Source organism: Levilactobacillus andaensis, from assembly GCF_016861695.1.
Lineage (GTDB): Bacteria > Bacillota > Bacilli > Lactobacillales > Lactobacillaceae > Levilactobacillus > Levilactobacillus andaensis.
The window spans coordinates 1-16,911 of the sequence record NZ_BOLP01000012.1; the positions used below are offsets into that span (position 1 = coordinate 1).

Consider the following 16,911-nt stretch of genomic DNA (forward strand, 5'->3'; position numbering starts at 1 on the left):
AGCGCCGTGAGGCGTGGAGCGGACCAGTACTAATCGGTCGAGGACTTAACCAAGTTGTAAAACGTGGTGTTCTCAAAAGAAAATAATTGAATAATATCTAGTTTTGAGGGAAGAAGTTCTCTTATAGTGTGGTGGCGATAGCCTAAAGGATACACCCGTTCCCATGCCGAACACGGAAGTTAAGCTTTAGCACGCCGATAGTAGTTGGGGGATCGCCCCCTGCGAGGATAGGACGTTGCCACGCGAACGAAGGAACCCAGTGATTGGGTTCTTTTTTTATTGTCATTATTATGAAAAACGGTGATAATGATAGTATGCCGCTTTAGCTCAGAAGGTAGAGCGTTTCCATGGTAAGGAAGAGGTCGTTGGTTCAAATCCAATAAGCGGCTTACCATTACAGAGAGTTATTGTTTCTTGATAAAGGAATCCCGCTAGACAAGCATTCTAGTAGGATTCTTTTTTTGCTAGATACAGACAGAAAGGGAATATTTAAAAAGAGTTTGCGCACATTTTGCGCGATAATAAAATTGGTTGAACGCAAGCGGACTAAAGATAGCTCACGCAACTTCACGTTCTGCCGAGTGACAACCGAAAAATCAGGCCTAGAAAAGTAGCCCACAAAATCTGATGTTGATTTTGTGGGCTACTACTATTTAATATCGAAGTTATTACGCGGATAGCTGCGTATTGATCATGAACTTGTCAATGACGAACTGTTTACGCTGATTGTAGTGACCGTAGACGGCAATCTGACTGCCTAGCGTAGCCTGATAAAGGAAGTTCAGACCATGCTTATGAACGAGACAGTTAATCAATTGGCCGCTACGAGCGTCAGCAATTTTAACGAAAAGCAGGATTGGCGCCATCTTTAAAACTTTCGGATCACTAATAATACTGCCGGTTAAAGCTTGTTGTTTCATGGTCATCACCTCTGTAAGTTATATTATACGAACACACGTTCTGAAATGCAAGACCTTTTTCTATAAATTTAGCAATCAAACGTTTGCGGTAACTAAAGAAGATAATCGAATTTGTAGTCGATTTTAATCCAATCTTTAACCGCAATAGATTAATATTGTTAATGAATATCTCAAACATATTTTCAAGAAAACAGTTATCAAACTCAGACTTAACCGCTATACTTTCCTGTTTTGAACATGGATACCCATTTTTATGGAAATCACGGTGAATATTTGATAGTATATGACATGTTAAAAACATAGTTCAGAGGTGGAGGAGAAATATTATGAAGAAGCTGAACCGTGCTGGCGTTGCCATTGCCCTGACTTTAATGGGAATGGGACTCTGGGGGACGCAAACGAGTTACGCAGCGACACAGTCATCTAGTAGCGAATCTGGCAAGGTCACGACGAACGTCTACGGAAATGACGGTAAGGTAATTGGAACGACCCGTGACGTTGACGGATCGGAGAAAGTTTATGGGAAGAACGGTAAGGTTATCGGGACAACTCGTGATGCCGATGTGTCTGGAAAAGTTTACGGGAAGAACGGTAAGGTTATCGGGACAACTCGTGATGCCGATGCGTCTGGAAAAGTTTACGGAAAAGACGGTAAAGTTATTGGGACAACTCGTGATGCTGATGAATCTGGAAAAGTCTATGGGAAGAACGGCAAGGTCATTGGGACCACTCGCGATGTTGACGGATCTGACAAAGTCTATGGGACTGACGGGAAAGTCGTTGGTACCACGCGGGCTAACAATGGTTCTGTTGGCGTGACGACGAACGTTTATGATGCAGATGGGAACACCATTGGCACGACGCGCAGTGACAGTGAAATTTTGCCACAAACCGATGAAGCGCGTTCCAAGTTATCTTGGTTGGGCGCTTTGATGGCCGCGTTGACGCTGACTAGTTGGCGAGTTTCACGTCGCCGGAATCGGGCATAGTATTAATGACTAAAATGATGATGAAATGGTTGATTGCATTAACGCTGAGCTTGACCTTACTCTGGAGTGGGGGCACGTTAGCCTTTGCCGCCCAATCAGCGCAAACAGATACAATACGGGGGAACCAACGGGGAATCACCACAAGTATTCAACAATCGGGACATCAATCCAGTCGTCGCCAAGCCGTTGAATTAGCTTGGCTGGGAGCGACGCTGGTTGGCGCGATTGGCCTCAGTTGGGCGTTAAATCGTCATCATAAATAAGCGTGGACCGGACATTGTTTCGGTCCTTTTTACTTGTCAGCGCGCTGTAAAACAGGCATACTAAACCTAATTTAGGACCTGAAGGAGTGCAACTACCATGGATGACTTGCTATTACCTACTGCAATTACGAATTTTATCGCGACCACGAATGAGGCGGATTCAGAACATTTTATCGCTCAGTTTACGCCGGATGCCGTGCTCGACGACTGGGGAACCACCTACCAGGGAGTCGCTGAGATTGCCAAATGGAATCAAACGGATAACATTGGCAAGCAATCGTACTTTGAACTAGAAGACTTCACGCAAGACGACGCGCAGACCTGGACCGTACAACTACAGGTCAGTGGACAAGGCTTCAACGGATCAAGTCCCTTCCGGATGACACTGGCCAATGATCTGTTGGCTCGCGTTGAAATTTTACCAGATTAAAAAAATGGACGACATGCCATCACGGCTGTCGTCTATTTTTGATTAAGATGTTCCCACGCGCGGCGAAGTTCCAGTGAGTAGGCATTGAAGCCGATTTGTTTCAGGTGCTCATGGGCCACGGCTGGGGAGAAGAAGGCCGCGCGCTGAACCTCCGACCGTTGGAGAGTGAGGCTGTCCAATGGCGTGAGTGTTTCAAATGCGAACCATGCTTCGATCCAGTGACTGTAGGTACGCAATAAATAGTTATCCGTGGCGGCCACTGGCAGGTCTAAGCCTAATTCTTCGTGCATTTCGCGGTGCATCCCCGTTTCGATGGTCTCGCCAGCGACGACGGACCCGCCAACCGAACAATCCCAACAACTAGGGAAGTTCAGCTTATCCGCTGTCCGTTGCTGGAGGAGGACCTGACCATCCGGATGAAAAATGAACGCGCTAACGACCAGATGATATTCGCCGGGATGCAAGGTCTCCTTGCGTTGCCGGTGACCAATCACTTGTAGTTGCCGATTATAAATATCCCAATGTTCCGCTAATCGATCTGCAGCCATGTGGCCACCACCTTTCTTGAATTTAGTGTATCACTTCTGTAGCGAGTAGTTGTGGGGATAAATCATTTTATGCTGCGTCATAACGGGTGATTTCAAACTGATGATTTTCGTATTTCGCCATGTAAACGTCGCGGATGTTCGCCACACCGTGTTGCTTGAGCTGGGTGAGTAGCCAGTCTTCATCGTGATCCATGAGTTCCAGCACATCATAATCGATTTGACCATCGACGATTACTGGGTAGCGGATGGAGCCCTCGCCTTGACGCAGAACGGTCAAGCTCCCATTCTGTTCGACGATGGCCCGTTTGACCTCGTTGATCTGATAGACGCCAGCGGTTCGCAGTTTGAAGTCGATTTCTTTGGCCGATAAATTGGCCTTCAGACAGTTATGGACCAGCAATTCACCGTTACGAATGACCGTAATGGGGCCGCCGTCGATGAACTTGCCGACCGTCCGCACGTGAATTTTCAGGTAGCGGGTCACCAGAATCAGCAGCGACCAGATCAAGAGGACGATGACAAATTGAATCAGAGTGACAGCCGAGTTGTAGATGACCCCGCCGACGATGCCCCCTAAGACGTAGTTCTGGACCTGGTCGATAGCCGATGTTGGGGCGAGATTTCCCTTGCCGGAGAAGTTGATCAGCAAGGTCATAAAAATAAAACCGACGAGCAATTTAATGGCAACATCTGAATAGACAAACATATCTGCTACTCCTTTGTAAGCGTGATTTTCGGGTGATGTAAGTTAACTTTCTCCAAAACGTAGGCCGAACCGTCCGAGTTATAGTCCAGACGGTAGTAGCCCTTAGGCGTCTTAAAGAGGAGGTTCGTATTAGTCGTGGTGGCATTGACCGCTAACTCGGTCGGCTTGACGGCGAGCTGCTTAGCAACCTGTTTCACGGTAGCCGTAATCTCCCCCGTCTGTTCCGTGGCCGAGCGCAACGAGACCAGGCTATTGATCTGAAAGCCCAGGACCAGGAGGAGTAACGTTCCACTAATAATACTGAGATCCTTATATTTCACGTTCCACCGGTGACGCAGATAGTAAACGAATAATCCGATAAATACGGCTAGTAAGGCGATAATTAAGCCAATCCGCGCGTACTGCCAGGTATTGTGATGTTGTGTCAGGTAACCATAAGTATAGAAAGTCATCGACTGCCCCCTCAAATAGTTTCTGAGGTTTATTTTATCACAATCGTCGTGTGACCTGTCTGCACGACGATTGTAGAGAAAGTCAGCGCCTTACCGTTCCAGCCCATTCCTGGCGCCAAGGCCAACAGTTGCTATCCCTTATTATCCAGTTCGAGATGATAACGTTTCGCCTCTTGCTGCCAGGAGGCCAGTATGGCGTGAATCCCCGGGTCAATCCGTGCCACTTTTAGTTGCCGCAGCAAGTTCGCCTGTTGGTCTGCGGTCGAGGAGTCGCCAAAGAACCAGGTCCAGATACACAGGCACAGTTGGAGCGTCAGGTTGCCCTCACTGGTCAGGTGTTCGAGATGGCCACCCATCAGCTCGGTCTTGAACTCACGCGCCTGATCGTAATCTTTATGACTCAGGAGGACCTGCAGCGCCACTAGGTCGAAGGAAAGCCGCAGGTCCATGACGTGAAAGGGGTCCGCCGACTCGGACACGTAACGGTCACAGCTTTGATGCATCTTTCGAATCGTTTCCGGAATGGTCGCGTCCTTGAAGCCAATCAGTGCCATCAAAATTGGGCCCATCCGAATCTCCTGCAGCGTCCAGGACTTCGTGTACATAATCTGTTGCCACAACCGCTCCATGTCAGGGGTCAACGTGGCGTGGCGGTGGCTGTAAGCCGTCAAAAGGACCGCCGCAATCGTTGCCATTCGTCGCTCAGCCGGGTTCTTACTTTGACCATAACGTTGCGCCAGGTGACTGAGCTGAGGAAAGTTCTGCTGGTCGTACGCCAACATGACCTGGCTGCGCAGATTTTCGCCGTCGTCTGGTCGGTAGTCATTTTGAATAAAGCGAAATTCGTTCGCGGTCACGCCCAGTCGCTCTAAAATGTCGAAGAGCTTGGTCGCCGTGATATCGTGATCGCCATTTTCCAGGCGGGTCGCAAACGAGCGTGAGACGATGCCTGCATAGACCTCTTTTTGCGTCAGCCCCTTCGCCTGCCGGATTTGTTTGATCGTCGTTCCGAGTTCTTCCATGAGAAATGGCCCCCTAAGTGATGTGGCAAATTTGCCCCATATTATACGGAACTTTCGATGAGAAATCAATTAGAATTAGATTAATAACTTAGAGGGGGAACCGTCATGGAAGTTCAAATTACCAATCGTCAGTCCGTGATTCAAATCGTTCGGGCAGCCAGTAGCGATATTATCAGTACCTTAGGCGGTGACACCTTTGGCTTTGCCCTGGGGCTGATGCTCCTACACACGACCCATTCCGCGTTGAGTTTTGGGTTGGGAGCAATCATCTATCCCATTGTGGGGCTCTTACTGATGATGCCCGTGGGCAACCTGATCGACCGTGGCCATCACAAGCCGTTGATTTTGACCAGTAAGGCCTTGGACATTGGTGCGTACATTGTCTACGCACTCTTGGCCGACCGCGTCGCCAATCAAATGTTGTTGGCCATTTTAGTGATCACGTTCATTGCTTGTTGCGACAAGGTCACCAATACCGGGTTCACTGCGTCGATTCACGAGTTGGTCAATGACAACCATATCAAGACGCTGGCGACCATCGAACAGGCCGCAACTGCCGGCATTCAGCTGATCTCACCAGTGTTAGCCGCTGCGTTGTACGGCATGATCGGTTTCGACGGCATCGTGCGGGTCGAAATCGCTGCCGAAAGTATCGTTTGGCTGATTACGTTGTCCATGCGGTTCCATCCGCTGAAGGCTGCCGAACCGGCTGAAACTAGTGTTGCCGCTGATAGCAATCAAATGAGTGAGGCAGATCAGGCGGCTCCAACGGAAACTGCAACGACTGACTCAGAGCCTGCGCAAACGCAATGGCAGCTATTCAAAGTTGGCCTCCAGTACATCTGGAATCGCTTTACGCTCCGCTCCGTAGTTGTCATAGGTGTCTTCCTGAATTTTCTGTTTAGCTCGGTCGACGTGGGCTTGCCATACGCCATCGTGCAGACCCGGCACATGAGCAACGCCAGTCTGAGTGTGGTCATGAGTGGATTTGCCGCCGGTATTTTAATTGGCAATCTCATCTTGTCAATGCTCCCAACGTTCAAACGGGTCCTGCTGACGATTCTGCGGTTGTCGCTGGTGGTCGGCGGGGCGATCTTTGCCCTGGGAATCCTCTTCATGAGCACCTTGCCCGACACTCAATTGGTGCTGATCTTGGTCATTTGGGCCGTGTTGGTCGGGCTGACGCTGGCCTTCGTCAATACACCAATGTCTGTCTACATGCAAATGACCGTGCCGACCGAATTACTTGGCCGGGTCGGCTCCACGTTTGGCACGTTGATGCAGCTGGCAGTTCCCGTGGGTACCGCGTTTTACAGTATCTTCTTCCAGCACGTTTCTGCCGGCCCCGTTTACGCGATGACCGGGATCGTGGTGCTGGTCTACATCGGCTTTAACCTTCTCCGTGTGCAGCAGAAATTAGCGACTGGCAAACAAATTGACGATTGATTCGAGCTTTCCGTGCTAGAATCAAAGGCGTACTCAGCGAATGGTTAGTCGCCAATTGACGTGCGACCCATTTCACACGGAAAGGGAGGGTCAATATATGCAAGCGTTTGATATCGGCATCATCGGTGGGGGTCCTGGCGGCTTAGCGGCTGCTTACGGGCTCCATGCGCGGGGGATGAACGTGGCCGTGGTCGAAAAGGACCTTTGGGGCGGCACGTGTCCGAACCGCGGTTGTGATCCCAAGAAAATTCTAATGGCCGCTGTGGAGGCTCAGGGCCACAGTGAGGCGTTGCAGGGCCATGGCTTGACAGGGATTCCCCAAATTGATTGGTCGGCGCTGATGGCCGCTAAACGGGCTTACACGGAAAAGATTCCAAGTGGCACGCAAGGTGGGCTTGAAGCGGCCGGTATTGCTAATTTTCACGGCACCGCGAGCTTTAATGACGACGGCACGTTGACCGTCGGGGGTGAGCAACTGAACGCGGCCAACTGGATCATTGCGACCGGCCAGGAGCCCCGTTTACCCAAGATCGACGGGCAGGAGTGGCTCCGAACCAGCAATGACTTCCTTGACCTCGACAAGCTTCCGCAAGACATTACCCTGATGGGTGCCGGCTTCGTGGGCGTTGAATTGGCAGCAATCGCCAATGCGGCGGGGAGTCGCGTCCATTTGGTCCATCACAACACGCGGCCACTGCGGGCGTTTGACCAGGACTTGGTCAACGACTTGCTCGACCGGTTACGGGAAAATGGTGTGGACATTAAGTTGGACACGGACATCACGGCCGTGGCACCAGCTGATGATCAGTATCAAGTGACCACAGCGACCGGCGAAACGTGGACGACGGGCTTAGCTTTTGCAACGGCTGGTCGGACACCGGTCTTGGCGGACCTGCACTTGGACCGCGTTGACGTGGCAACGACTGCTCATGGCATCACGGTCAACGGTCGGCTACAGTCTTCCAATCATCATATCTTTGCGTTGGGGGACGTGGTCGACCGGCCACAACCCAAGCTGACACCGGTAGCCGGATTTGAAGGGCGCTACTTGACGGAAACACTGACGACTTGTGACTCACCAGCCATTCAGTATCCGGTGATTCCAGCGGTGGTCTATGGCAAGACGCAACTGGCCCAGCTAGGCGTCCCAACCGTTCAAGCGGAATCTCAGCCGGAAAAATACATGATCAACGACTTGGATTTGACACATTGGTACAGTTACCAACGGATTCAAGACCCGCACGCGCGTATCAAGGTGGTCGTCGATAAGGCGGCCAACAAGATCGTTGGGGCCGCAGTCTTGAGCAGTGAGGCGGAACAGGTGATCAATTACCTGGACTTCGTCATCAGTAACCAGCTCGGCATGGACGATATCAACGCCACCATCATGGCCTACCCAACCCTGGCCTCAGACCTCACTTACTTCAACTAGAAATTGGGCAAAATTGGCCGCACTGCGGCTGCCAGGGATTCCACCTGCTGTGGGGAACGCCTGCAGCCAAAGTACGGGCTTCCGGCTCGCCTTGAAGCCGTGAAAAACACACGTCTCCAAGGTCGTCCCATGCTGTAAGTCGGGAAAGGACCCCGACTAACACCATTTGCACGGCTGGCTACATCCCTGGCCTCCTCCGGCTAAATTGATTTCAGTTGTAGCATCGGCATGATTAGGCAGAGAGGGTTGATGTCATTGTCCACTGTGGTCGCCTTCGACAGACGGGGACTGTGGTCAATTGGAGTTGACGTGTTTAGGCCGTGTGTGTAGGGTTGAAGTGAGACTTTACTTAATAAAATTAGCTTCTTAAATCATTTTTGCAAAGTGTCTGATATCATCGCTTCATTGATGATGGTCAGACACTTTTTCGCTGTTAAGGGGATTGTGGGGGCATTTCAATTTTTCCACGACAGAGATTGTTAAGTCGCCCGTTCAATCCGGTTGAAAATGATTCTTGTACACGGACTCTTTACATGCGCGTGTTAAGTTGTAGCTGAACTGGCAGATACCGCGAATGGGGGAGAGCGTTATGGGAATTAAATTCTGCAAGCATTTCTACGGCACGTTTTCGTTTTGGCTGGGACTTTTTCTGTTTTTACCCGCGGCAAAGTGGCTGATGGCTTACCCGCATGAGGATTTGGGGGACTTCACGATTAACATTATCGCCATCGCTTGGGGATTGATTGCCATGCTCCGCGCGCTGATTCAGGCGAAGGATGGGGAGTAGGGGTTGAACGAAATTGAAATTAGCGGAGTTCTGTAGCGACTAGGACACTGGGGTCAGTGGACTAGCCGTTTTTTGAATTGAGAAGACATTCTTTACAGGGAATTTAGCGGCATTGCTTGTGAGTTGTAATGACCAGTCACAGTAGGGAAACGTAACGGGATATGTCATCAGCAGTATTGAAAAAGGACCGTAGCCGGAGGAGGCCAGGGATGCAGCCAGCTGTGTCGACGGTGTTTGCCGGGGTTCTGTCCCGGCTTACAGCGTGGGACGACCTGAGAGACACGCGTTCTTCGTGGCTTTCAGGCGAGCCGGAAGTCTGATCTTTGGCTGGAGGCGTTCCCCATAGCAGGCGGAATCCCCGGCAGCCGCAGGCGGTACTTTCCGAAAACCACTAGTGATTGTTCCCGGAATTTGGCGTATCATGGGACTATTAATATTTTCTAAAGGAGGAGTCCGCGTGGCTTTTTTGGGAACACTTTGTTTGATTCTGGTACTGACGACGCTGGCGGGAAACTTTGCCAACCGGCTGGGCGTTCCGGCCGTGATTGGTGAGCTACTGATTGGCATTATCATTGGGCCGGCCCTGCTCAACTGGGTCCAGCTCAACAGTCTAGTCAGTCTGTTCGCCGACATTGGGGTCGTGATCCTGATGTTCTTGGGCGGACTCGAAAGTAATTTAAAACTCTTAATGAAGTACCTGAAGCCGGCCATTGTGGTCGCAACTTCCGGGGTGATCTTCCCCATTGTCATGATGGGCCTGGCCTCCTGGTGGTGGGGCTTCACGCCGCTCGAGGCACTGTTTATCGGCGTCATCTTCTCGGCGACGTCGGTCTCTATTTCCGTGGCCGTCTTGAAGGAGTATCATGCGCTCTCTACGCGTGAGGGCGCGACGATTCTAGGTGCCGCGGTGGCCGACGATATCATGGGGGTCATCCTGTTGTCGCTGATGATCAGCTTGCTGGCGAGCCAAGGGATTCAGGCCGCGGGCAGTCAACCGGCGCTCGGCCTGGTCTTGCTTGAACAGGTTGCCTTCTTCGGCGGGACCTACATCGTGGTCAAATGGATTGCACCGTACCTGATGCATCTGAGCGAACGGCTGGTCATGGCGTCCAGCGTGACCATCATGTCGATGGTCATCTGCTTGAGCATGGCGTGGCTGGCGGACATTGTCGGCTTGAGTGGGGCGATTGGCGCCTTCTTTGCCGGCATCGCCGTGGCGCACACGCCGTATCGGGCCGTGTTGGCCGACCACGTGGAGCCGTTGGGTAACGCTATCTTTATCCCCGTCTTCTTCGTGAGTGTCGGGCTGAACATGACGCTAGACCACTTGGCGGACAACCTCGGCATCATCGTGGGCTTAACGGTGCTGGCCTGCCTGGCAAAATTGCTGGGCTGTGGCTTGGGCGCGCGGTTGAGCGGCTTTGATCTGAAAAGTAGCACCGTGATTGGCACTGGCATGATCGCTCGGGGCGAGATGGGGCTGATTACCGCGCAGATTGGGCATCAAGCCGGTCTGCTCGGCGGGGCGGACTATTCCGCCATGATTTTGGTCATCGTCTTGGCCACAATCATTGCGCCGTTGGTGTTGAAACAGGCGCTGAAAGCCATGCCCCAAGCAGCTACTGAATAAAATTGAAGTTGAGAGAAGGTTCGCTAATTTGGCGAACCTTCTTTTTATAAGGACCTTCCGTTGATTTTTATTGCAAAAAAATTAGAGTGTAATCATTAATATGAGAGCATTGTAATTATTGCGATATTTAAGATGAGAAAGTGTGGCGAAAAGCGTGCGCAAATATATTCTTCAGCATCGCGGCGAAGTAGGAATTGAGACGTTCCTGTTAATGGTGATCGAGGCATTGACGGTCTTGGGGTCAGTCCTCAGCGCCAATCTGTTGAACGCGCTGATCAAAAGCCAATTGAAATCGTTTTTGCTGGCGGTTGGGCTACTGATGCTGGATTGGATGGTGATTGCCGCCCTGAATTATGGGGCATCCATCTATCAGGAAAAGGTCATTCAGAACATCGACATTTCCATTCGGCAAGATCTGGCCGATATTTTGATCGCTAAGGACTACGAATCCTACAATTCGCGGGCGATGGGGGTCTATGAGTCCTGGGTCAATAACGATATCCAGACCATCAACGTGCAGGGGCTCCAGAGCTTTTTCATTGTCGTTCAGGGCATCTTTGGAACGGTCTTTGCGCTGTTCACACTGATTGCTTACCATTGGAGCTTGGCGTTGTCGGCGCTGATTTTAGCCGGACTGATCATCATGGCGCCCAAGATTTTCGATAAACGCATCATGCAGGCTAACACGCAGCTAACCCATCAAAATGAGGCCTTCGTTAACCGGACGCAAGACGTGATGGGGGTGTTCAACCTGCTCTACGCATTTCAGGCGTTACGGTTACTGAAGCAAGGCATTGTTTCGGCATCCCAATCGCTTAAACAGTCCTACGTCAACCAACGGCGCGCGCAGAGTAGCGTGCAGGTCGTGGGGTTCCTTGGCAACGTCATTTCTCAGGTCATGTTGATGGGGCTGACGGGAATCCTGGCCATGATGAAATTGGTTTCGATTGGGACGCTGAGTGCTGTCAGCAGCCTGTCGGGGAACATTTTCAATAATCTCGGCAACATGAGCACTTATCTGGGGATGATTCGGGGCGTGGCGCCCATTTTTGAAAAATTTGAGCTGGAGCGTGAGAAGTTTCCAGCAACAACTGAGACGGCAGAAATGGCGGTCGCCACAACCGCCGTGGTGCCGGACATGATTCAGGTCCGCGACTTGAGTTTTGGCTATCACGCTGACCAACTTATTTTGCGGCACGTGAGCTACAATTTTGAGCAGGGCAAGAAGTATCTGATCCTGGGCGAAAGTGGTGGTGGTAAATCGACCTTTCTAAAGGTGTTGACTGGCTACCTGACCAACTATACCGGTGAGATTCGGCTGGCGGGAAAGTCGCTTAGAGACTACTCGGCAAATCAGTTGGGACAGCAGCTGCTGTATTTAGACCAACGTCCGCAAGCCTTGACGACCACGGTGCGGGAAAACTTACAGTTGGCCGATGACTATCGGGATGACGAACTCGTGGCGGTCTTGTTGGCTACAAAATTGTGTCCGGACCGGGAGCACGCTGAAACCTTCCTGGACCAAAGCGTCGGCGATGGTGGCAGCGACTTGTCTGGGGGTCAGCTCCAACGGTTGGCGTTAGCGCGGGGCCTGCTGCGGCATGTGGGCGTGATTCTGTTGGACGAAGGGACATCGGCGGTCGACACCGCCAACGCCGTCAAGATCGAACGCGACTTGCTGGAGAATCCGACACTGACGTTGATCATGATCAGTCACACGCCGCATGCGGAGACTCAAGCGTTGTTTGATGAGACGATTCAGTTTGCGGAACTTAACGGAAAATAAGACGTAATCGATGGCAGACCAAGCGAACCTGACAAAGGCGAGATGGGGAGGTCACCGATTTTTTTATATAGAATTGGTAATTTGCCTTCCAAAATAAGCTTAAATTAATGAAAACCATAAATGAATACGTGAACGTCGCTGTCATCATTAATCCAAGGGTTGAGATAGTTTTAAATGGGGGGAGTGGTCGACTACCTGCGGGATGCAAACAGTTATTTAAATAAATTACGTATAATTCTGATAACTAGATGGTTATTGAAACCGGTAAATAAGCGTTTTCATCCACACGAAAAACCTGTATTATGGAACATGAGGTTGTGTTTTGCGAGGTATAAGTCGTTAGCAAATGGTAAATAACAGTAATAGTGTGGTTACTATGCTGTTTGAGAAGAGAGCCATAGTTACTATGCCAGCTGTGGAACACAAATTAGGTTGGAAAAGGTTGGAGGAATTTTGGATGAAGCAAATCAAGTTTAGTCACTGGTTGAAAACTAAAACGCTGTTAGCGGCTGTGGTGGCCGCAACCATCGTGGGTGGCGCCGTTACCGGTGTGACCGCCAGTGAGACTAGTGTACATAGTACCAGCAGTCCTACCACCGTCACGACAACGGCCACGGCCAATCCGTTAACGCTGTCGCAGTATGAACACGCCACGGCGACTCAACTCGCGCAGATGGTGCGGGACGGCAAAGTCACCAGCCAACAGCTGATTCAGCTGGCGATGACCAAGGTCAAGCGGGATAATCCGCAGTTGAATGCCGTGATCACCATGCGTGAGGATAAGGCGCTGGACGAGGCCGCGGCCATGAAGGATACCGGCCAGCCGTTCTATGGCGTGCCCATTTTGATCAAAGGCTTAGCCCAAGAGTTGAAAGGCGAGTCGGCGACGCAGGGCCTGCCATACTCCAGCACGCGAATCGCGTCGTATACCAAACCGTTTGTGGCCCAACTACAGAGCCTTGGGTTCGTCGTCATTGGGCAAACGAACTATCCTGAGTTGGGGTTGACCAACATCACGACTTCTAAGCTCTATGGCGCGGCCAGCAATCCGTGGAACACCGCTGATAATCCCGGTGGGTCTTCCGGGGGTGCGGCGGCAAGTGTTGCCGACAATATGGTTCCAGTTGCCACCGGGAACGATGCCGGTGGGTCGCTGCGGATTCCGGCGTCATGGTCCGGAGTGATCGGCCTGAAGCCCTCCGCGGGGATGATCAAGGGCGATAGTGCCACCAGCACCATGGCGAGCTTCGCCGAGACCAAGAGCATGGCGGATACCCAGACGTTATTTGACAACATGCTGAGCGGTAAAGTCACCGCCGAGGCTGCCCCAACGGACCTGAAGTCGGTGGCCATCGCCTACTCGACCAAGTCACCCGTGGGCACGCCGGTCAGTCAGGATGCTGTGAGTGCGGTCAATCAGGCCGTGTCCTTCCTGAAGAGTCAGGGCTTCAACGTCAAGCAGGTCGACAGTCCGGTCGATGGCAAGGCCTTGATGCAGGCTTACTACAAGGGCGCAACGTCTAGTGGAGCTGCGGCTAACACTTTTGCCAGGTCAGCTTATAAACGTGACCTGTTACCCGATGACGGCAGTATCATGACTTATGCCCTATTTAAAGCCAGCCAAAAATTGACCGCGCCAGATCAGGCCAGTTACGTCAGCATGGTCGCCACGGCTAAGCAACAGATGGCTGATTTTCACCAGAAGTACGGGCTGTACCTCACGCCAACAACGGCCACCACGGCGCCAAGCAATACAGATCCGGCTTATTTGCCAGAGTACGTTAAGAAGCTGCGTGACATTGCGTCATTGGATAGTAAGGACCAGATGCAGTTGATCTATGACGCCTGGTTACACGGGCTGAGCAAGACACCGTTTACTCAACTGGCCAACGTGACCGGCGAACCGGCTATCAGTTTGCCAACGTACGTGAGCGCCAGCCGGATGCCACTGGGGATTCAGTTAGAAGCCGCCAAAAATCAGGACCGCCTGTTGTTAGCGATGGGGGACCTCTTCGAAAGCAAGAACCAGTTGAAGTTCTTGGATAGTCAGTCGACAAATGGAAACACGAACGGCAATACGACCGGAACCACGACGGCGCCAACAACGCCTGAGACGTCAGCGTCAAGTGAGTCGACACCAGCAACGTCAGAATCCAAGCCAACAAAGCCAGTCACACCGGTCGTTGCGCAGGCGCCAAAGGTCGTTTACGCCAAGGGTGCGTTGAATCTGTATAAGGATGTCAATCTGACTCAGCGCGTTCACCATTACGCGGCCAAGTCGCGGACTCATAGCCGAACGTTTAAGACACTTGGCGCGGCCTTTACCAAGAACGGTGCGCTACGTTACCGCGTTAAGGGCGGCTACATTACGGCCAACGCGAAGTTTGTGGCCTCACTATACTACCTGCAGAACCCTAAGCGTGTCCGGGTCATCGGGCAACACGGTATCTACAGTTACAAGCAGATGGCCTTTAAGTCCAGTCAACGGGTTCGGTTGATCAAGAAGGGGCAAGTTTTGAAGATCAAGGCCATTCGCGTCCACGGTCAAATCGCCCGGCTAGAGCTCACCAACGGCCAGTTCATCACGGCTAATAAGCAGTTCGTGATTCAAAGTAAAAGATAAGTTGTGTTAGCTGGTCGCACTGCGGCTGCCAGGGATTCCGCCTGCTGTGGGGACCGCCTGCAGCCAAAAGGCGGGCTTCCGGCTCGCCTTGAAGCCGCGAATACCACACGTCTTCAAGGTCGTCCCATGCCGTAAGTCGGGAAGAAACCCCGACTAACGCCATTATCACGGCTGGCTACATCCCTGTCCTCCTCCGGCTCTGATTGATCTCTTTCGTGAAAAACGCTGAATTCGTCAATGATCCTTGGGGTTAAATTTAGCTCATAACTAGTCTATTGATGTATCTATTAGCCGGTAAAGGGAATCAGTAGAGAATTTGTCGTTTGATAGGTATTGCTAGAAGTCAAAAGTAAAACAAGTTAAAGTCGACCACCTCGTTGAATAATGGGGTGGTTTTTATTGCGTGTTGGGTAGCGTTATAATAATCAGGTGAATAAATTAGGGGGCAATTGGATTGTTAAAAATGGGGATTAAGGGAACGACCATGCTGATGTTACTGGGGACTGTCGTTGGCGGCTTGGCTGTGACCAATGCATCAGCCAGCACCAGCGCTACCAGCAAGAAAATTACCAGTGAATTTGATAAGGTCGGGATACGGAATCTGCCGATGTTGACGCGGAGCAGTGATAGTCGGACGGTGGCCGGAAGCTTAGCACCTGATGTCTTTACGTTGGGGAGTTCACTGAACGTGGCCAATGAAAACCGCAAGAAGAGTGTCAAAATTGGCACCGGCTCAGTGGTTGAGGGTGAGATCGATGACCGTGGCTTGGCGGCGGTTAAGAACACGGTCTTGTCAAAGAAGAATCAGAAAAAAGTTTGGCAAGTCATCGGCAACAAGTGGCAGTACAGCGGGTCCATGGCGAAGCTCAGCAGTGCGGCGCAGAAGTCATTCAAACCACACGTTGCCAAGACGGCATTCGCATACGGCGCCTATTCAAATTTACCAGACCTTTACCGGGTCAGCTCGTCGTCGAAGTACGATATGGACAAGGGTAGCCGTCATTTTATCACGGTCACGGCCGATAATTACCTGAACGTCTACACGAATTATATGGTCAAGCCGAAGAATCCGGCCAATGCTAGCACGCCAGACTACACCAACATTTCGCAGTCCGTGAAGATCAAAAAGTTCACACGGGGCAAGTCGACGTTTGCCTACTATTTGGCTAAGCCGCTGAAGGGATTCGGCACGAAGCGGGTGCGGGTCGGTAAGTCGACACGTTACCTGCTGAAAATGTCGCTGGGTAAGGTCTTTCAGGCTCGGGATAACGTCAACGGCGATGCCGGCACCTTTAGAATCACGGTAAAGGTCGGCACGCAAAAGTATTACGCCAACCTCGGCAACATTGCGGAGTCTTACGCTGATCTGCTGGAAGGCAACAATTACGGTGCTTACTCGTTTGATGAGCAGGCCGCAAAGACCTATGTCCAGAATTTACAGTAGAAATTAAACGTAAAAAAGGCCCCAAGATTGGCTAAAAATTCCAATCTTGGGGCCTTGATAGTTACTAAGAAATGATGCCAAGGAACATTAGCCAAGTCCAGAGACCGATGATCAGCCAGATGCCGTAAAAAACAATCAAGCTACGGCGCAGAACCGACAATTGCCGCCAGCCGTGTTGTCGCCAACTAAAAGCATAGACGGCCAGCATGATCAGACTGAGCACGCCCATCAGTAGGCTCCCGCCGAGAATTAAGACGTCGGGATGAGATGGATCGTGTGCGGCCATCCCGATACCACCCACGATGAATAAGATGATGGGTGACACCAATAAAAGTGCATTGAGACTCCCCTCAATGATTAACTTACGTTTCGTTATTTGCATAAGCGACCTCCCCAGGTAGTCTCAGCATAGCACGAAAGACTCGGGGAAAAT

16 protein-coding genes, 1 tRNA gene and 1 rRNA gene are annotated in these 16,911 nt (G+C 51.3%); 12 read left to right on the top strand and 6 right to left on the bottom strand.

Annotation, left to right across the window (positions count from 1 at the left end):
• The first annotated feature begins 127 nt into the window (after window positions 1-127).
• Both rrf and JUF10_RS09435 read left to right on the top strand, forming a co-directional pair.
• Window positions 128-244 (top strand): 5S ribosomal RNA (gene rrf / locus JUF10_RS09430).
• 72 nt (window positions 245-316) lie between these two features.
• Window positions 317-389, top strand: a tRNA-Thr gene (locus JUF10_RS09435).
• A 279-nt stretch (window positions 390-668) separates the two neighbouring features.
• On the opposite strand, the gene JUF10_RS09440 is transcribed toward JUF10_RS09435, so the two are convergent.
• The gene (locus JUF10_RS09440) at window positions 669-920 is read right to left on the bottom strand and encodes a hypothetical protein (protein ID WP_203641931.1); all 252 of its coding nucleotides are present in this window, start codon (window positions 918-920) and stop codon (window positions 669-671) included.
• Window positions 921-1,246: 326 nt separating this feature from the next.
• Between JUF10_RS09440 and JUF10_RS09445 the strand changes: the two genes are divergently transcribed.
• The 3 genes from JUF10_RS09445 to JUF10_RS09455 all read left to right on the top strand — a co-directional run bounded on the left by JUF10_RS09445 (window position 1,247) and on the right by JUF10_RS09455 (window position 2,602).
• Complete coding sequence (locus JUF10_RS09445) at window positions 1,247-1,909, top strand: type 1 periplasmic-binding domain-containing protein (protein WP_203641932.1); 663 nt, start codon at window positions 1,247-1,249, stop codon at window positions 1,907-1,909.
• Window positions 1,910-1,914: 5 nt separating this feature from the next.
• Complete coding sequence (locus JUF10_RS09450) at window positions 1,915-2,172, top strand: hypothetical protein (protein ID WP_203641933.1); 258 nt, start codon at window positions 1,915-1,917, stop codon at window positions 2,170-2,172.
• Between the two features lie 97 nt (window positions 2,173-2,269).
• Window positions 2,270-2,602 carry a nuclear transport factor 2 family protein gene (locus tag JUF10_RS09455; RefSeq protein ID WP_203641934.1) on the top strand — a complete coding sequence of 111 codons (333 nt, stop codon included), beginning with the start codon at window positions 2,270-2,272 and terminating at the stop codon, window positions 2,600-2,602.
• A 32-nt stretch (window positions 2,603-2,634) separates the two neighbouring features.
• Here JUF10_RS09455 and JUF10_RS09460 read toward each other — a convergent pair whose 3' ends face one another.
• From JUF10_RS09460 to JUF10_RS09475, 4 genes are all read right to left on the bottom strand, one after another.
• Window positions 2,635-3,150 (bottom strand): NUDIX hydrolase, encoded by a 516-nt coding sequence (locus JUF10_RS09460; protein WP_203641935.1) that lies wholly within the window; start codon window positions 3,148-3,150, stop codon window positions 2,635-2,637.
• 67 nt (window positions 3,151-3,217) lie between these two features.
• Complete coding sequence (locus tag JUF10_RS09465) at window positions 3,218-3,856, bottom strand: DUF421 domain-containing protein (protein WP_203641936.1); 639 nt, start codon at window positions 3,854-3,856, stop codon at window positions 3,218-3,220.
• A gap of 5 nt (window positions 3,857-3,861) precedes the next feature.
• Entirely contained in the window at window positions 3,862-4,308 is a 447-nt protein-coding gene (locus JUF10_RS09470) for a DUF3290 domain-containing protein (protein ID WP_203641937.1), read from the bottom strand.
• 131 nt (window positions 4,309-4,439) lie between these two features.
• Entirely contained in the window at window positions 4,440-5,330 is an 891-nt protein-coding gene (locus JUF10_RS09475) for a helix-turn-helix domain-containing protein (RefSeq protein ID WP_203641938.1), read from the bottom strand.
• Window positions 5,331-5,435: 105 nt separating this feature from the next.
• Between JUF10_RS09475 and JUF10_RS09480 the strand changes: the two genes are divergently transcribed.
• The 7 genes from JUF10_RS09480 to JUF10_RS09510 all read left to right on the top strand — a co-directional run bounded on the left by JUF10_RS09480 (window position 5,436) and on the right by JUF10_RS09510 (window position 16,478).
• A complete protein-coding gene (locus tag JUF10_RS09480; protein ID WP_203641939.1) occupies window positions 5,436-6,776 on the top strand; it encodes an MFS transporter in 1,341 nt (446 codons plus the stop codon).
• A gap of 97 nt (window positions 6,777-6,873) precedes the next feature.
• Window positions 6,874-8,208: a dihydrolipoyl dehydrogenase family protein gene (locus JUF10_RS09485; RefSeq protein ID WP_203641940.1), complete on the top strand. Its 1,335-nt coding sequence runs from the start codon at window positions 6,874-6,876 to the stop codon at window positions 8,206-8,208.
• Between the two features lie 589 nt (window positions 8,209-8,797).
• Entirely contained in the window at window positions 8,798-8,995 is a 198-nt protein-coding gene (locus JUF10_RS09490; RefSeq protein WP_203641941.1) for a hypothetical protein, read from the top strand.
• Window positions 8,996-9,452: 457 nt separating this feature from the next.
• On the top strand, window positions 9,453-10,625 hold the full coding sequence (locus JUF10_RS09495) for a cation:proton antiporter (protein WP_203641942.1): 1,173 nt from the start codon (window positions 9,453-9,455) through the stop codon (window positions 10,623-10,625).
• A 154-nt stretch (window positions 10,626-10,779) separates the two neighbouring features.
• The gene (locus tag JUF10_RS09500) at window positions 10,780-12,411 is read left to right on the top strand and encodes an ATP-binding cassette domain-containing protein (RefSeq protein WP_203641943.1); all 1,632 of its coding nucleotides are present in this window, start codon (window positions 10,780-10,782) and stop codon (window positions 12,409-12,411) included.
• A 457-nt stretch (window positions 12,412-12,868) separates the two neighbouring features.
• Entirely contained in the window at window positions 12,869-15,034 is a 2,166-nt protein-coding gene (locus JUF10_RS09505) for an amidase family protein (RefSeq protein ID WP_203641944.1), read from the top strand.
• Window positions 15,035-15,488: 454 nt separating this feature from the next.
• Window positions 15,489-16,478 (top strand): hypothetical protein, encoded by a 990-nt coding sequence (locus tag JUF10_RS09510; RefSeq protein ID WP_203641945.1) that lies wholly within the window; start codon window positions 15,489-15,491, stop codon window positions 16,476-16,478.
• A gap of 64 nt (window positions 16,479-16,542) precedes the next feature.
• Here JUF10_RS09510 and JUF10_RS09515 read toward each other — a convergent pair whose 3' ends face one another.
• Entirely contained in the window at window positions 16,543-16,860 is a 318-nt protein-coding gene (locus JUF10_RS09515) for a hypothetical protein (protein ID WP_203641946.1), read from the bottom strand.
• Window positions 16,861-16,911 lie beyond the last annotated feature (51 nt).

Excerpts from the sequence above, each read along its gene's own strand:
- JUF10_RS09475 (WP_203641938.1), bottom strand. The coding sequence starts at position 5,330 with ATGGAAGAACTCGGAACGACGATCAAACAAATCCGGCAGGCGAAGGGG.
- JUF10_RS09450 (WP_203641933.1), top strand. The coding sequence starts at position 1,915 with ATGACTAAAATGATGATGAAATGGTTGATTGCATTAACGCTGAGCTTG.
- JUF10_RS09460 (WP_203641935.1), bottom strand. The coding sequence starts at position 3,150 with ATGGCTGCAGATCGATTAGCGGAACATTGGGATATTTATAATCGGCAA.
- JUF10_RS09455 (WP_203641934.1), top strand. The coding sequence starts at position 2,270 with ATGGATGACTTGCTATTACCTACTGCAATTACGAATTTTATCGCGACC.
- JUF10_RS09470 (WP_203641937.1), bottom strand. The coding sequence starts at position 4,308 with ATGACTTTCTATACTTATGGTTACCTGACACAACATCACAATACCTGG.
- JUF10_RS09480 (WP_203641939.1), top strand. The coding sequence starts at position 5,436 with ATGGAAGTTCAAATTACCAATCGTCAGTCCGTGATTCAAATCGTTCGG.
- JUF10_RS09440 (WP_203641931.1), bottom strand. The coding sequence starts at position 920 with ATGAAACAACAAGCTTTAACCGGCAGTATTATTAGTGATCCGAAAGTT.
- JUF10_RS09490 (WP_203641941.1), top strand. The coding sequence starts at position 8,798 with ATGGGAATTAAATTCTGCAAGCATTTCTACGGCACGTTTTCGTTTTGG.
- JUF10_RS09515 (WP_203641946.1), bottom strand. The coding sequence starts at position 16,860 with ATGCAAATAACGAAACGTAAGTTAATCATTGAGGGGAGTCTCAATGCA.
- JUF10_RS09465 (WP_203641936.1), bottom strand. The coding sequence starts at position 3,856 with ATGTTTGTCTATTCAGATGTTGCCATTAAATTGCTCGTCGGTTTTATT.
- JUF10_RS09485 (WP_203641940.1), top strand. The coding sequence starts at position 6,874 with ATGCAAGCGTTTGATATCGGCATCATCGGTGGGGGTCCTGGCGGCTTA.
- JUF10_RS09505 (WP_203641944.1), top strand. The coding sequence starts at position 12,869 with ATGAAGCAAATCAAGTTTAGTCACTGGTTGAAAACTAAAACGCTGTTA.
- JUF10_RS09445 (WP_203641932.1), top strand. The coding sequence starts at position 1,247 with ATGAAGAAGCTGAACCGTGCTGGCGTTGCCATTGCCCTGACTTTAATG.